Here is a 16,538-nt window from a genome sequence, read left to right on the forward strand (position 1 = left end):
TAGCAAGGAGATTATGGGTGATTTTGTAAAGGCTCTGGTTAATGTGTTTAACTTAAACAATTATTTTTGTGACAGGGTTAATACTAATTTGATTGTAAAAGATAAAAAAATTATTGGTGTGTTTGCTTATAATACTAATGTAGTAGAATATTTGCACAGGATAAGAAAGGAAATAATAAAACAACAATATCTTGATAGGGAAGTAGTAGCAGGTAGATATTACAATTTAAGCTGTTTTCCTTTTGTTCTAGGTGTTAACGCTAATAAGAAGTATTTAGGTGAAAATATTGTAGCAGTAGAGCTTGCAGATTCTACAGATAAAGAAGTGATTCATAATTTAAAGATACATTTAGTTAATGAGCTTGATAGGGCTGTGACATTAAAATTGATTGCACGTTTAGTAGTAGAAACAGGAATAACAGAAGAAGAAGGTCATGAATGGGTAAGAAGTACTATTAAGATAGGTTCATTTTATGGAGCTCATCCTTTAAAAAAGGACTATCTATACTGTATAGCTTTTGATGGTAATTACTTTGAAAAGGAAGGGTTTGATTCAGAAATCCTTGAATTATTTAAGAAGATGTATATTCAAGAACTCAACTCGAGATTAGAGGAATGTGATTTAGAAAATTCTGACTTTTATCATTGTGAAGGTAATATATTATATATTAGAAATATAAATGATAAGGTAGTTGAAAACGTGGCTAAGTATGTTGGAGGGCGAATAGCACTTACTTTTAGAACTCCAGGTAGGGAATATTCTAAAATTGAGAATTTTAAAGGTATTCTTGGTGGATTAATTTCTAAATGTATAGGAAAATTGGTTGATGGATATGACTATGATATTTTTATAGATGAAAAGGAAAGGGAGAGTGGTAATTACTTTGCTCTTATACCTTTAATAAAGAGATATGATGGTCAACTTGAACTTCTAAGAAATAGTGATATGTATGAAGTTAACTCAGTAATGAATAAAACTCTTATAAGTGATATTAGAGGTAAGACTGAAAAATTGAGTATTGCAAATTATAAAAATCCAGTTCACGCTATCTCTAATAAAAAAATTGCTCAAGTACTTCCTGAAATCATGTACTCTCCAATTGCATATAATGAAAAAACTGGATATTTCGAGTTTACAGCTGATCTTGATATAAGTTCAAAATTAGGTTTTATATTTCCTGAGCTTGACTCAGAGGTACCTCTAGTACTTAAGTATCAAGGTGAAAGTATCAATTATTCAGGTGTTACTGAAATAGCTGATATGCGATATTCAGTATTAAATAGGAGTAACAACTATCTTACTAAATCAAGTTCACCAAAAGCCAAAACATTAGGTTCAAAAACTAAAAGTAGTTCAGACGGTAGTGGTATAAGATCTATTAAGGAATGCTCTGCTAATGGTAGCAGATCAAATCTGCAACTACTGAAGAAAACACAAAATGGATATCAATCTTTTAGTTCTGGTGAAGAGAGTAATTCACAACCAAGTTCATTACTTAAGCGAGTGCAGGTACATCTGTTCAATCAAGGGTTTAAGCAAGACGCAGAAATAGGTGAGATATATCATAATATAAATTTATCTGAAATGAGTGATAAATCTTCAAATAGTAGCACTTCATGCATGTCAAGAGAATCTACTACTTCAAGTACCGATAATAAGTCTCCCATAACAAAAACATTATCTCATTTCAATCAAAAGATCCCAAAGATTCAAGTCATTAGAGTTCCACGTATATCATTAATGTTGCAAAGAAAGTATAGTCAAGAATTTAAATCTCAGAAATTATTTTCTATGCATACTTCACTTAGTACTCTGTGCGAAGGAATTGCAAGGTCATCAAAGTCAATGTTTGATCTGCCTCGAGAGAAGCTAGATTTTCCAAATGTTAAAAAGTATTTCCAGAAGATACAAGCACAAAAAGGAAAATCCTTGGAATATTAGTTGAGCTTATACTACTTTATTTAATTTTATTAAATCAGTAAGTCAGGTAATCAACATAAGAGCTAGAAAGTAAGTTTTACTCTATTATTTCTTATTATAGAATTTTATAGTATTAAAGAGCAATTCACAGATTACTGCTAAAGATAAAACTTGATTCTGATTTTAGTAAAAGATAGATCTTGTGATTTGCCTGTAACATAGCTAAAACTATAAATAAGCAAGTCATAAGCTGATATTACCCTGAGATTCAGAAGTGAATCTACTGCTTTTTCAACTTTATTGAAGTAAAAAATTGATTTCCATTACGATAAACAAGCAACATTATCGCCTTCCTGCTATCCTGCTCTTTTACTAAGTTTATTTGATTTTGGAAACTTTTGATGTTCTCTATACTAGTTTCATTCACCTGCATGATAATATCTCCCTTTTTAAGGTCACGTAATGTAGGATTCTTATAGATATCTACATTAGTAACCATTATACCTTTTATAGATGAATTACCTTCTTTTGATATATCTGAAATAGTTAAGCCAGTTACGTAATCAGATGTTGATGAATTTTCTTCTTGATTGTCATCTTGGATATCGTTTATGGATTCTCCAATAATGACCTTAATGTTAACTTCTTTGCCCTTTCTCAATAGTTTTACTTGTACCTTTTTCCCAGGTTCAGTCCTTGAAACCATTTGAGGTAATTGTGCCATTCTATCAACTATTTTCCCATCAAATTCTAGTAATACATCTCCTACTTTAATACCACCTTTTTCTGCAGGACTACCCTTTACTATACTTGCGACTAATGCACCTTTTGTATCTTTCAAACCTAATGACTCTGCAAAATCTATTGTTATACGCTGAACTTGTACACCAAGCCAACCGTGCTTTACCTTTTTCCCATCTTTTAACTTATTAATGATTGGTACAGCTATGTTAGATGGTATAGCAAAACCTATACCAACATTACCTCCAGACTCAGATGGAGAATAAATAGCTGTATTAATGCCTATAACCTTCCCATTTAAATCAAACAAAGGACCACCAGAATTACCTCTATTGATTGCAGCATCCGTTTGAATAAATTCGTTCATAGTACCAATACTAATATCTCTAGACCTTGCAGATATAATTCCTGTACTTACAGAACCACCTAAACCAAATGGGTTTCCTATTGCCATAACCATATCACCAACCCTTGCCTTATCAGAATTGCCAAGTGTTACAAAGGAGAGATCTTTGCCTGCCTTAATTTTAAGCACAGCAAGATCAGTTTTTGCGTCATAGCCTAAAACTTCTGCCCTAAAATAAGTATCATCGTTCATGGTAACTGTGATATGCTGGGCATTTTTAATAACATGATAATTAGTAACTATAATTCCACTCTTATCTATAATAAACCCAGATCCGAGTAGTACTGCTTCTCTATTGATATTTGGACTCTTATCCATAAAAAATTGATCAAAGTATTCAAAGAATTCTCTAAAACCATCGAAAAAATCATTTCTTGGTAATGGAACTCTAGTCTTGTTGCTACTTCCTTGTTTAATAACCTGTTCACTTGATATGCTAACAAATGCAGGAATAAGCTCTTCTACTAAATCAGCAAGTCCTTGATTGCAATTGTACGCAGAAGTATCAATATCCGTAGTCTTTTCTGTATTCCAGTTAAGTACCCTAGCATATAAAGAAGATGAAATTAAAAGGCATAAAAATATAGATAAAACTTTACTTCTCATAAATTACTTCCATCCTTTATTTAAAATATCCAAAAAATTGCTATTTTGTGAGAGTACAAATTTAGTATTGCTTCCACTAAAAGATTTGCTGTAAGCGTTCATAGAACGATAGAAATTAAAAAACTCTTGATCAGACTTAAATGCTTCATTGTAAATTCTGGTTGCTTCAGCGTACCCACGTCCTCTTATTTCATAGGCTTCTTTTACTGCACTAGAAATGATCTCCCTTTTTTGTTTATCAGCTTTTGATCTAATTTCCTGTCCTATTTGCTCTCCCTTTGCTCTTATTTCCTTTGCTTCTTTTTCCCTCTCAGTTTGCATACGACGGAATATTGCAGAACTATTCTCCTCAGGCAAATCTGCTCTTTTAATCCTAACATCTATTATTTCTATACCGAAATTTTTAGCTTCGGAGTAAACTCCACGCTGGATCAACTGCATGACTTCTGACCTTTTTTCATTTAATAAACTAATTAGTGAAAACCTAACTATGTTTTCTCTTAAGTGGGATTCCATAATTGGATATAATCTTCTGACTAACCCTAGCTCATTTCTTACTGCTTGATAAAAAATAATGGGGTTAACTATTTTATATTTTGCATAAGCATCCACTATGATGCGCTTCTGATCTGCAGTTATCACTTCTCTTGGAGTTGTATCTGGACTCAAATCCAAAACTCTCTTATCAAAAAATTCAACGTTATTTATAAATGGTAACTTAAAATATAAACCACTTTCTTTGATATCTCTTATGACTTTGCCTAATTGCATGACTATTGCTTGCTCTGCTTCCTGTACTACAAATACTGAGTTAAATAGAAAGGCTGAAAGAATAGCAAATATAGAAATGAAAACAACTTTAGTATTACTAATCATAGCTATTTCTCCAAGCTTATAAGAGGCATATAAGAAAATATACTTTTTAAATCGTCAGTGATGATAACTTTATCTACTTTATTAAGAATATTTTCCATAGTTTCAAGATAGATACGATTTTTTACAAGAGATGGGTTATGCTTATATTCCTTGTAAAGGGATAAAAAGTGACTTGCGTTACCTTTTGCTTCATTTATTATCTCATTCTCATATGCTTCCGCATCTAACTTTATTTTTATTGCTTCACCTTTTGCTCGTGGTATAATATCATTGCTGTAAGCATATGCCTCATTTACAATACGCTCTTTATCTGCACGAGCGCTTTGTACATCTCTGAATGAGCTAATTACTTTTTCTGGAGGATCAATTTTTTTCATCTGAATAGATAGAACTTCTATACCCATCTGATACCCATCAAGAATCTGTTGCAGTAAAGCTTTAGTATCTATAGGAATTCCTTGTCTGCCTTGGCCAAGCGCAAAAGAGATTGTGTTTTTACCTATTATTTCTCTCATGGCACTTTCTGCAGCATTCTTAACACTAAAACCGGGTTTATAATCTCGCACTTTGAATAAATAATCTCTAGCATCTCTAACGTGCCATTGAACTTCAAAATTAACGTTAACTATATTTTCATCTCCAGTAAGCATTACACCTTCACCACGATCTGTATCTTTCCCATAGGAACCGCTTATCCCAACCTCTTCACGGTTTACTTCTTTAACATTCACTTTAAAAACCTTACCAATAGGATATGGAAAGTTGTAGCGCAAGCCTGGTGTTTTTGTATTAGAGTACTTACCAAAAATAAGCTCTATCCCTTCTTCACTTGGATTAATGATATAGAATCCAGTACAAGCATAAAAAAATAGAATAATAAAAAATATTAAACAAGGTTTTCTGCTGTTATTTCTAGTTAAACTAGTGAAAAAACACCTTATTTCAGATATAGCCTTACTAAAAGTATCTTTGTTATGTGTTGTATTCCTTACTGTTTTTTTTCCTAGATTCCAAGGGTTATTCTCATCGAACATAGTGATTAACTATATAATTAATATTAATATTACCTCTTTAATAGAAGATTGCAAATCTATTTTATTTATGAATTAATTGCCAAAGAAGGAAAAATAAAAGTAAGCAAAGGTATAACTTTCTACTTCACTTTCTCTATAGTGGAGTAAATTGCTAAATTTTCTGACTTTGCTTTTTACTATTTTTAGTATATCTTACTTTTATAAGGGTTAGTACAAAAAGTATGAGACTGTTTGTTAGTATAGCTATGATAAAAGTATAAATACCTTTTTTACCTCGTAAATGCTTTAGTTTAAAAAGGTTTCAGTTTCATTTTCCATATTCCTGGAAGATATGTTTAGCAGACTGCTTGTTAGATGAGTGAATACCTGACGTTTAAGTTAACACTAACTTAAGAACTAAAGGCATACAATATAGATTGTATTTAATTAGTAGTGAGGTGAAAATGTTAGGTCAAAATGAAATAAATCCAGGTGTTATTGATGCACAACTTCAACAAAATCAACAACATGGCAACTATGCACCTCTTGCTTTATATGATCTCTTACAACAGATGCAGTCATTAGAGAAAAAAGTAAAGTCATTAGAAGTAATGAACATGGTGACACTAAGCTTGTTGATAGGTACAGCAGTAATAGGAGCTAATTTTTCTATCGTAGCTTCTCCAGTAATCGCAGGTAGTATAGTAGGTGGAATATTTGCGACCGTGCTGTTTACAGCACTTGGCATGGCTGTACATAAACACAAGATAGAAATAAAGAATGGCTTCAAATATGCTACAGATAAAACTAGAGGTGGTGCTGTGTATGCTAAAGATTCAGTAAAAGAAGCTATAAGTTATATGGGACAAACGGTAAGAGAAGGAACTAGTTCTACATTAAAGGTAATTGGCAATAAGGTAAGTAATTTTGGTAAAAATATGTCTGATTTAGATAAGATTTCATATTTAGGAGAGCATAAAGATCAAGCTGTTGTATTAAAAACAGCAGCAAAAACAGAAAATTTTAATAATATAAAGGAAATGTTTTTTAGAGAGGTTTTCGAAGATAAAACTGTAGGTAATTCTGTTTTAACTAAAAAGATATTCTCTGAGTTGAAGGGGAAAATATTAGAAAAAGCTTATTCTGTTGATGATCAACATGGATTTAAAAAGGACCGGTTAATTAATCAATTAGGTCAACAAGCTGATTTTGTCAATAGATTAAGTGCTAAAAAATTACAAAACTTATTGGCTCAAGATGATAACAACCTTTATGAAATTTTCTCAGAACATCATAATGAAATTATGAAAATTATTAAAGAATCTAAGATAGAATATAAGCTTTCTAGTATTATAGAAAAGCTTAATGGAACGGCAAAGAAGTATGGAAGTAAGAAAGGCTTGATACGATCAGTTGGCAGTTCATTAGAAAGTAGTTTGTCAGATGTTGATTCTATAAAAACTGACAGTACTGCTGTTGTTTCTAGTTCAAGTTCTCAGGGTTTTGGAATGGTTAATTCTAACTTTCTCGCAAGAAGCCCTTCATCTAGTAGCTTAAGTAGTAGTTCTACTAATTGGGGAGTAGATTCATTTGGTTTTTCTCCAAAATTAGTAATAGCTACTGGATCTGATAGCAAGGTAAAAACCCAGGATGGATTAAAAAGAGTAGATTGTATGGATAAATTGAGAAGAAAACAGCAACCTTCTACTGACATGTCTGTTGAGGCTGATGTTCAACCGTACATACCTATGAAAGTACCTGCAGTTGCAAATAGGTGTAAGTAAAATTACTTCTTCCTGCAAAGGATGTTATTTTTTGTAACATCCTTTTTTGATCTTTTTTAATCAGAAGTTTATTCTGAAATATTCTACTTTTACTTAATCCTAATATGCTAACATTTTACTTTTAAGCATTTGAGTAAACTAGGTGGTTTTACGCAGGCAGTTCATTAGCTTTAAGCTTAATGATTTGCCTTTATGGAAGGTTCTCTTTTCTCTTGAGAGATTACTCTAAGCAAAGTATATTAGCAATATGTTTATGCAGATTTAATGAGTAATATAGTTTTGGTTTACACGACTTTTTCAAGCTTAAGGGAGGCTAAAGCTATTTCTAAAGAATTGTTAAATAAAAAATTAGTTGTATGTATAAATATATTTCCTAAGGTAAGTTCTCTATATTTATGGAAAGGTGAAATTCAAGATAATTATGAAACAGTGGCAATTATGAAAGGTAAAAGCAGCAAAGTGGATAGCATTATAAAAAAAATTGAAGCAATGCATTCTTACGATCAGCCATCTATTATAGTAATACCAATAGAGGTAATAAATAAATCTTTTAATGATTGGGTTAATAATATTTAATAATATTGTTACTGTAAATAATATTGGGGTGTAGCCAAGTGGTAAGGTAGCGGTTTTTGGTACCGCCAGCGAAGGTTCGAATCCTTCCACCCCAGCCATATTAAAGGTGCTGTAAAATGATATTATTTTTCTATAAACTGAGGCTATTGAACTATCTAGTATCCTACTCATGTTTCTCAGCAGTGGTTTCTGGTATACTGTAGAACGTGGCTCTTTCAAAAGTACATTTCACTATTTGTTTCAATATTGCAAATGGTGTTTTAGTAACAGTGAAAACTTGAGCTGTGGGACTTTTCTTAGATTGTTAGTAGCATTTCTTGTCCATATTTTCTGTATAAATTTTTCCTAAATACAGTCTGGAAGATATTTCTAAAAAAATGTAAAACAGACAATTAATAGATAAAAGATTAAATAGTATCTTTTTCAGTAAAGTGGAAAACCTCATTAGCATATATAGTAGCCTTGCATCTTTTTGGTTACCCGAGTACTTTTTGATTATAGTCAGCTATCACATTTCAATTCATTTAAAATATTTCAGATAACCTATACTAATTTAGTAATTAATCTCTCAAAAAAACATCAATAAATAATATCAGTAGTAAGACCTATATTATCGAAATGATCATGTTTTATAACTTTCTTGATTTTATTTTGGAGCAAGAGTAGGTTCTCTTGCTCCAAAGGCTTTGTTTATTAGAAGTCATTCATTCTATTCATACCCCCTGCTCCCATAGGAGAAGAAGAGTTTTCATCCTTGCTTGGTATATCAACTATCATAGATTCAGTTGTAATTAGCACACTTGCAACAGATATTGCTGTTTCAAAAGCAATACGTACAACTTTTGCTGGATCAATAACACCAGCAGTGAACGCATTAGCATAATTCATAGCTTCAACGTTATATATAAGTTCTTTATTATTCTGCTTAATCAAATAATCAATTATCACAGCAGACTCAAGACCAGCATTCTTAACTAATCTTTTAATAGGTACACTAAGAACTTTCTTGATAATATTTATACCTATTTGCTCTTCATCACCTATACCTTTTAGCTTATCGAGGGCAGATGAAGCATAAAGAAGTGCAACTCCACCACCTGGAACTATACCCTCTTCAATTGCAGCTCTTGTTGCATGTAGTGCATCCTCAACTCTATCCCTACGTTCTTTGACCTCTACTTCAGTTGCTCCACCAACTTTTAGTACAGCAACACCACCTGATAGTTTTGCTAAACGCTCCCTTAATTTTTCTTTATCATAATCAGAAGTTGAAGTTTCAATTTGGGATTTGATCTGGTCAATCCTAGCCTTCACCCTATTAGTGACCCTATTTTCACTAACGATTGTAGTATTATCTTTAGTAATTTTAACATTTTTGGCAATGCCGAGATCTTCAAGAGTTAGGTCTTCCATTTTAATTCCAAGCTCATCCTTTATAACATACCTTGCACCAGTTAAGGCTGCTATATCTTCAAGCATTTCCTTTCTTCTGTCACCAAAACCAGGAGCTTTTACTGCAGCGACTTTTAATCCACCACGTAACTTATTGATAACTAAAGTACTTAATGCTTCGCCTTCAATATCTTCTGCAATAATAAGCAAAGGCTTGCCAGACTTAACAACGGATTCAAGAATAGAAAGCAAAGGCTGAATAATATTAAGTTTCTTCTCTGTAATCAGGAGATATGGGTCATCAAGCTCTACAATCATTTTTTCATTATTTGTAATAAAGTACGGAGAAAGATAACCACGATCGAATTGCATACCAGTAGTAAGCTCAACTTCTAGTTCTTTTGAACCTTTGCTTTCTTCAACGGTAATTACACCTTCTTTTCCAACCCTTTTAACAGCATCAGCAATACTATTACCAATACTTCTATCACCATTTGCAGAAATTATGGCAACTTGTGCTACTTCATCTATCTTTTCTAAAGAAATTGTACGGGACATTGATGTTACTTCTTTTAAGACTACATCTTTTGCCTTTTGCATTCCATTTTTAATACTGACACGATCATTTCCAGCAGCAATCAACTTTGAAGCTTCCATTACCATGCCGCTGGTTAATATCGAGCATGTTGTTGTACCGTCACCAACTTTGTCATTACACTGAGAACAACTTTGTGCAAATACACTTGTTATCGCAGCGTTTAACGGTTTTTCAGGCTTGATGCCTTTCATTACCTTATAGCCATCTTTTGTAATTTCTGGCGCCCCATAAGGTTTATTAATACCTACTGTTTTTCCCCTAGGACCTGCAGTTATTGCTACTGTTGAGTCTATTACTGCTGCAACTTCGCGAAAAGCCTGCTGCAACTGTTCACCTGATACTACTATATTAGTCATCTTTATAACCTCATTATTAATAAAAATTTAGAAAACTATAACAATATTATTGTATTTTACTTGAGTAAAATGAAAAAAATGCTACTTAACGATAGCAAGTATATCGGACTCTTTCATTACAATAAACTTTTCATTATTGTGCTCTATCTCTGTACCAGCCCATTGACGATAAAATACCTTATCACCAATTTTTACAGTTAAGGGCATGCGCTCACCACCTGAGTTACGTGAACCTTCACCAATTGCTATGACTTCACCTTTAGTAGGTTTTTTTTCAGCGCTTGAAGGAAGCACAATCCCACCTTGTTTTTCTTCGCTGATAGGTTTAATCAGAACACTATCATCCAATACATTTAAGTTTACGCTCGACATTTATTTTCCCTCATCAACATTAACCTGTAAACCTATATATGTACTAATAAGCTAGATTTCAAGGGCTTAAGCATCTAAAATATTGAAGACAAGGAATATTCAGTATTGTATAATATAACTAGATTTATAGGTAAAAACTGTATGAGTTATATACCATTACAAAGCCGTGGCGTAGTAGCTCTATATGGACCAGATACAAGAGATTTTCTACAAGGTATTATAACAAACGATATTGATGATTTGAGCAGTAAAAAAGCTATTTATTCTCTACTGCTTAGTCCTCAAGGAAAGTATCTATATGATTTTTTTCTTATTGAGCATGGTGAGTATACATTTTTAGAATGTGAGAGCATATATCTACAACAAATAATTGAAAAACTAGATTTACTTAAAACTTACTTGAGAGTAAAGATTAGAGATGTCAGTGCATTATATAAGATAGGTGTTTTGTTCAATACTAAATTAGCAAAACCAAGTAATGAATCACAGGTTATTTTTCATGATCCAAGGCATAAGTCTTTGGGGATGAGAATAATACATAAAAAAAATGAAATAAAGCAAGCAATAGGTGATTTTATTCAATATGAAAAAATCAGAATTCAAAACCTTATTCCAGATGGAGCAAAAGATATGGTGCAGAATTCATCGTTCCCTCTGCAATATTTAGTTGATAAGATAAATGGCATAAGCTTTAATAAAGGATGTTATATAGGACAGGAAGTTGTAAATCGGATGAGTAGGCAAAAAACATTAAGGAGGAAACTTTATTACGTGGAAGGGGATAATATATTGCCAAATATTGGTGCTAAAATAGTAAATGAAAATAATGAAAAGGTAGGTGAATTGCGCTCTAGTGTGGATAAGACTGGGCTTGCGTTGCTTAATACTGAGAGGAGTCATGCAAATTTGTGTGCCGATGGAATTAAAATAACTGTGTACTAATAGTATTGAGGTTATGCCAAGGATTCAACTATAGCAGTTGCCATAAAATATAGAATTAAAATTTATTTTTGATCTGAATACTAAACTATAAAATTTAGTGAAAAACTAAAAATGTTTTTTGTAGATCAAATAATACATAGTAAAATTACAGTAGCTGTATCTCTTTAATAAATTTTCTATACTCAATTCAATTGAATTGCCCTTTATTCTTAGGAAGAAATAGAATTAAAGTGCTATCTATTATAGACTTTTACATTACACTAATCTGATAAATTTAAGATGTTTTGTGATAGAGTGATCAATCAAAGAAATTGTCACTGCTAATATATAAATAATTAACTAAATCTTACAAGTGGACTTTGTTATCCAAATCACTTATGCTATAGCATAAGAATAAAGCTACTTTTTATGCCATACATCTTCCATTAAAGTACAAAATAGCTGACGTATTAAATTTTATGTGTGGTAATCCTTTTAGGACTTAAATGTGTGAAAATTATAAAAAAGATTTTCAATCGTGCTCTTGATCTCGTTCGTAATAATTTACCAAATTGTTAAAAATTAAGTTGTAAAACTGCTTTAGTAATTGAGAAAATAATTTTTTTTGTTATGTAGTAACATAATACATGAGCAATTTGTTAGCCTAATTATTCTTTAGGCTTTATTATCAATTGACATGCTAGTTATAGAATTATTAGAAAATATTAAGCTGCTAGTTGATAACTCAAAAAATGTAATAGAAAGTAGTCACATAATTTTAGTTGGAAATAATCGAAGCTACAGGAAACGCAATCTATAGTGGTAATGAACAGAGAAATGAAAAGGTGTGAGCTTCTGGCAATATATATAATCAAAAATTGAGATAATACCTCCTAACTTTTCGAGTGTATTTGGAATTGTAAACCCTCGTCTAAGCTCATATAAGGGGTGATACGAAAGTTAAAAAATGCACTAACCAAATAGAGATATAATATACTGATCACGTGATTAACTTATCAACTTATAATAAAGCACTTTTTAAATGTTTTTTATCCAAAAATTGTGTAGCATTATAAGTAAGGTCTTCTTGTGCTTGATGATTTCTGTTTACATATTTTTTGGATTAAACTTTTTCTTCTTATTAGTATTTTACCATATCAGCAATAAAAAGAACAAAGAATTAAGTGAAGAAAAGATAAATGTAGAAAATCTTAAAGGTAATTTATATAAGTTGGAGCTTGAACTTCAAGAGATAAAACAGACTTTACTGAGTAAAGATGAAGAAATAGTAAATTTAAAAGTTAGTAATATAGAACTCGTAGTAACCTTGCAAAAAGAACGTGAAGAGAAGAAAAGAGAAATAGAGCTATTAAAGAAAGCAGAGGAGAGGCTTACAAATACTTTTAAAGTGTTATCCATTGATGCTTTACAGGAGAATAGTAATAATTTTCTAAACCTAGCAAAGGAAGTAATTAATAGCAAGTTAAAGGAAACAGAAAATGATCTTGAAAAAAGGCAGAAAACAATTAATGAAGCTGTAGCTCCAATAAAAGAAAGATTGGAAAAGTTTGATAGCGAAATACGTGAGCTGGAGAAGGAAAGAATAGGAGCTTATAGAAGCTTAAAAGATCAAGTTGGAGTATTAATAAACCAAACTTATAGTCTTGCTAATGCTTTAGGCAAGCCTCACACTAAAGGGAAATGGGGTGAAATACAGTTAAAAAGAGTGGTAGAGATGGCTGGAATGGTTGAATACTGTGATTTTTTTACCCAGCCTTCAGTAGTTGATAAAAATGAAGTTAATTTATTGCGTCCTGATTTAATAGTCAAGATGCCATCTGGAAGACAAATAATAATAGATGCTAAAGTACCACTTGATTCTTACCTGGATGCTATCTCACAAAATGATTTGCAGGTACAAAAGGAGAAATTAAAAAATCATTCTTTAGCAGTAAAAAAACATATAAGTGATCTGAGTAAAAAAGAGTATTGGAATCAGTTTGAGAATACGCCAGAGCTTGTAATACTTTTCTTGACAGGTGAGGGGGTTTTTAGTGCAGCATTAGAATATGAACCTGCTTTAATAGAGATTGGAGTGGAAAAAAAAGTGATTATTGCAACACCAATTACTTTAATTGCACTATTGAAAGCAATAGCTTACGGGTGGAAGCAAGAAATAATAGCTGAAAATTCAAAAAAAATCAGTGATCTTGGTCGTATTTTATATGAACGTATCTCTACAATGGGTGAAAATTTTGATAATTTACGTAGAAGCCTAAAAAGTACTGTTGATTCTTATAATAGAACTATCGGTACGCTTGAAGCAAGAGTGCTTCCTATTGCTCGGAAATTTAACAAGCTTGGTATACATACAAAAAATAAAGAATTAAACCAAGCAAAGGAACTCGAGTTTTTACCACAAAACTTACATGCTGATGAACTGAAAGTAGATTAGGTTTTTATATTTGCTTCCATAATCTAAAATCTAAGTATCATCTGTTATATGCTGGTATTTCCTTTAGTCCTTTAATTCACTAACTGATAGATTGTAAATCTAATATAGAGTATAGTGTTTTAATACTATTAGCCAATATCACCTGATACTTCAATTTTTGTCTCATATGACCTAACTTTACTTTTTATTCCTAGGTAATGAATTCTTTTCCTAACCAATCTAATCTATTTAACTTTTGTATGCTATCTTGATCATTATATCTTTCTGATATTACGTTTTCTAGTGTCTTTTCACTGATTTCATCTTATCCTTTAAGGATGTTTCAGTTATGTTTGGAAGCTAATCTCTTTTATTTTTATTAGCTTTAATAATTTAATAAGTGATAAAGTAAAAACTTTTTTCACTAGTACTGTTATTCTTATAATGTGATCAATTTGCGCAGGTTTATCCAGAGATTATTATAGCTCTACCTGATTCTGTATTTTAACATTGTAAGCTTGTTCTGGATGTTCAAATTATACAACATTAAATAGGTACCTGAAGTACACTAGCTTTAGGAGTAAAACACGGAGATTCCTACGCTAGCTTCAATTTCTTTTTTAGACTTTCTTTATCTTGAACTAATTTGCTTATAATGTCCCTAAAAAATAGCACTCTTATTGGTAGTATCAACTTACAACAGAACTTTCTTAATTCCTTAAGAACTCTAAAAATTCTTTATCGAGTCTCTCTTAAGAATCTAGAATCTTTTTCATATAGGTTTGCTGATGCTAATTCGTTTTAGCAGAGAATGTTTCATATCCACTTTGTTTTAATGGATTTATTTCTTGTAATTTTGTATTGGCTTCATTAGCTTCATAATTAAATTCCTAGTGTGTTCTTTAAAGCTTTAGTCTGTTTTAATTACATGAGTAGTTATCATAGCAGAGCCTATGCTGGTGAATACTGTATGTATGTTATATACCATATGTGATATGTAAAATCCACTATTGCCATGTAGCTCCAAGGCAGCATTGCTATTTGAATTTTTATCTATTTAGAGTTGCTCACTTGAACTAAGTTATTCATTTAACTTCTCCTACAGTACAGGACTGGATGCAGTAAGGGCACTTTTTTATTTTACATTCATAACTTCTGCATTTTAAAATGTTTTAGCTAGTTTTATGCGTTAGTGCTAGCAAGTTACATTTTATGTGTGGAAGTTTTATCTTAATTTCATTGTAATGTCTCTTCATAATTATACTCTTAAGTATACTTAAAGCTTAAATTATGGATATGCTAAGTAAATTGGTAATCTTACTACTGGTTTTTTCGTTCCCTTTTTTTTCATATTCATATCAATTTAGAACTAAAGCAAAGCAAGCTGTTATTCTAGATTTATCTTCGAATTCATTCATTTTTGAGCATAACTCTGATGAAAAGATGGCACCGTCTTCAATGAGCAAATTAATGACTTTATATATAGCTTTTGACTGTTTAAAGGCTGGAATAATAAACATGGAAGACAAATTTCGAGTAAGCAAAAAAGCATGGTCAAGAAAAGGCTCTTCCATGTTTTTAAGAGAAGGTCAGTTTGTCACAGTAAGAAAACTCCTCGAAGGAATTATAGTAGTTTCAGGCAATGATGCTTGTATAACATTAGCAGAAGGCATTTCTGGATCAGAGGAGAATTTTGTGATTGAAATGAATGAAATAGCGCAAAAACTTGCTCTAAATAATAGTCATTTTGTTAATTCAAGTGGCTGGCCAGACGAAGATCACTTTATGAGTGCAAAAGACTTGGTAGTACTGGCGAAAAGGATCCTCACTGATTTTCCTGAGTATTATGATTTATTTTCTGAGCAATATCTGACATACAACAATATTTCACAAAGAAATGAAAATCTTCTACTTTTTCATGGTATTGGGGTTGACGGATTAAAAACAGGTTACACGAGTGCTGGTGCATATGGAATTGTAGCATCTGCAAAACGAAATGGTAGGAGAGTTTTTGTTGTCGTAAACGGTCTAAGTACTGGAGAAGAGAGAATAGAGGAAGCAAAAAGGCTGATCCGATACTCTTTAGATCATTTTTATACTAAAAAAATATTCACTAAAGATGATGTAGTTGAGGAAGTAAATGTTCTATATGGGAAAAGCAAAAGAGTACCAGTCACAGTTGCAAACGATGTTGTTATAACATATAATCATAATTTATATGATCAAATTAAAGTTCACATTGAGTATAGAGATATGGTACTTGCACCGATCAAAAAAGGACAAGAGATGGGTAAGATTTTTATACAAATACCAGGTATCAAGCAACGGACCGTGCCACTTTATGCAGTAAATGATGTACAGGAATTAAATTATATAGAAAAGTTCTTTAGAATATTATTTTAAAATTTAAATAAAAAAGCTTGTTTTAAGTATCATTGAAAATATCATTTATTTCACTTCTCTTGATTAATTTCCTTCATTGAAGAATTTAGAAAGATATGTCTTATTGAATATCTAATCCTAGATTAGGAAAAGAATCAAG

Annotated in this window: 11 protein-coding genes and 1 tRNA gene; 7 read left to right on the forward strand and 5 right to left on the reverse strand. The window is 31.6% G+C overall.

The annotated features are described in order from the left end of the window. Window positions 1-13 precede the first annotated feature (13 nt). Window positions 14-1,942: a hypothetical protein gene (locus GOY13_RS01850; RefSeq protein WP_175814133.1), complete on the forward strand. Its 1,929-nt coding sequence runs from the start codon at window positions 14-16 to the stop codon at window positions 1,940-1,942. A 259-nt stretch (window positions 1,943-2,201) separates the two neighbouring features. On the opposite strand, the gene GOY13_RS01855 is transcribed toward GOY13_RS01850, so the two are convergent. The 3 genes from GOY13_RS01855 to hflK are packed head-to-tail and all read right to left on the reverse strand — an operon-like array spanning window position 2,202 to window position 5,584. Continuing rightward, on the reverse strand, window positions 2,202-3,674 hold the full coding sequence (locus GOY13_RS01855; protein WP_175814134.1) for a DegQ family serine endoprotease: 1,473 nt from the start codon (window positions 3,672-3,674) through the stop codon (window positions 2,202-2,204). A 3-nt stretch (window positions 3,675-3,677) separates the two neighbouring features. Continuing rightward, entirely contained in the window at window positions 3,678-4,550 is an 873-nt protein-coding gene (hflC, locus tag GOY13_RS01860; protein WP_175814135.1) for a protease modulator HflC, read from the reverse strand. A 2-nt stretch (window positions 4,551-4,552) separates the two neighbouring features. Further along, window positions 4,553-5,584 carry an FtsH protease activity modulator HflK gene (gene hflK, locus GOY13_RS01865; RefSeq protein WP_175814136.1) on the reverse strand — a complete coding sequence of 344 codons (1,032 nt, stop codon included), beginning with the start codon at window positions 5,582-5,584 and terminating at the stop codon, window positions 4,553-4,555. 443 nt (window positions 5,585-6,027) lie between these two features. Here hflK and GOY13_RS01870 point away from each other — a divergent pair, with 443 nt between their 5' ends. The 3 genes from GOY13_RS01870 (at window position 6,028) to GOY13_RS01880 (ending at window position 8,021) form a co-directional block, all read left to right on the forward strand. Further along, on the forward strand, window positions 6,028-7,347 hold the full coding sequence (locus tag GOY13_RS01870) for an actin-bundling T4SS effector WalE1 family protein (RefSeq protein ID WP_175814137.1): 1,320 nt from the start codon (window positions 6,028-6,030) through the stop codon (window positions 7,345-7,347). A 264-nt stretch (window positions 7,348-7,611) separates the two neighbouring features. Further along, entirely contained in the window at window positions 7,612-7,923 is a 312-nt protein-coding gene (gene cutA, locus GOY13_RS01875) for a divalent-cation tolerance protein CutA (protein ID WP_246214279.1), read from the forward strand. A gap of 24 nt (window positions 7,924-7,947) precedes the next feature. Further along, window positions 7,948-8,021, forward strand: a tRNA-Gln gene (locus GOY13_RS01880). A gap of 595 nt (window positions 8,022-8,616) precedes the next feature. On the opposite strand, the gene groL is transcribed toward GOY13_RS01880, so the two are convergent. Then, window positions 8,617-10,269, reverse strand: a complete 1,653-nt coding sequence (gene groL, locus GOY13_RS01885; RefSeq protein ID WP_175814138.1) for a chaperonin GroEL — start codon at window positions 10,267-10,269, stop codon at window positions 8,617-8,619. Between the two features lie 81 nt (window positions 10,270-10,350). Beyond that, the gene (locus GOY13_RS01890) at window positions 10,351-10,641 is read right to left on the reverse strand and encodes a co-chaperone GroES (protein WP_175814139.1); all 291 of its coding nucleotides are present in this window, start codon (window positions 10,639-10,641) and stop codon (window positions 10,351-10,353) included. A 141-nt stretch (window positions 10,642-10,782) separates the two neighbouring features. Between GOY13_RS01890 and ygfZ the strand changes: the two genes are divergently transcribed. The 3 genes from ygfZ (at window position 10,783) to GOY13_RS01905 (ending at window position 16,399) form a co-directional block, all read left to right on the forward strand. Beyond that, the gene (gene ygfZ / locus GOY13_RS01895) at window positions 10,783-11,583 is read left to right on the forward strand and encodes a CAF17-like 4Fe-4S cluster assembly/insertion protein YgfZ (RefSeq protein WP_175814140.1); all 801 of its coding nucleotides are present in this window, start codon (window positions 10,783-10,785) and stop codon (window positions 11,581-11,583) included. Window positions 11,584-12,658: 1,075 nt separating this feature from the next. Further along, on the forward strand, window positions 12,659-14,017 hold the full coding sequence (locus tag GOY13_RS01900; protein WP_175814141.1) for a DNA recombination protein RmuC: 1,359 nt from the start codon (window positions 12,659-12,661) through the stop codon (window positions 14,015-14,017). A gap of 1,275 nt (window positions 14,018-15,292) precedes the next feature. Next, window positions 15,293-16,399: a D-alanyl-D-alanine carboxypeptidase family protein gene (locus tag GOY13_RS01905; RefSeq protein ID WP_175814142.1), complete on the forward strand. Its 1,107-nt coding sequence runs from the start codon at window positions 15,293-15,295 to the stop codon at window positions 16,397-16,399. Window positions 16,400-16,538: the final 139 nt, after the last annotated feature.

It is taken from the genome of Wolbachia endosymbiont of Cruorifilaria tuberocauda, from assembly GCF_013365475.1.
In the GTDB taxonomy this organism is placed as follows: Bacteria; Pseudomonadota; Alphaproteobacteria; order Rickettsiales; family Anaplasmataceae; genus Wolbachia.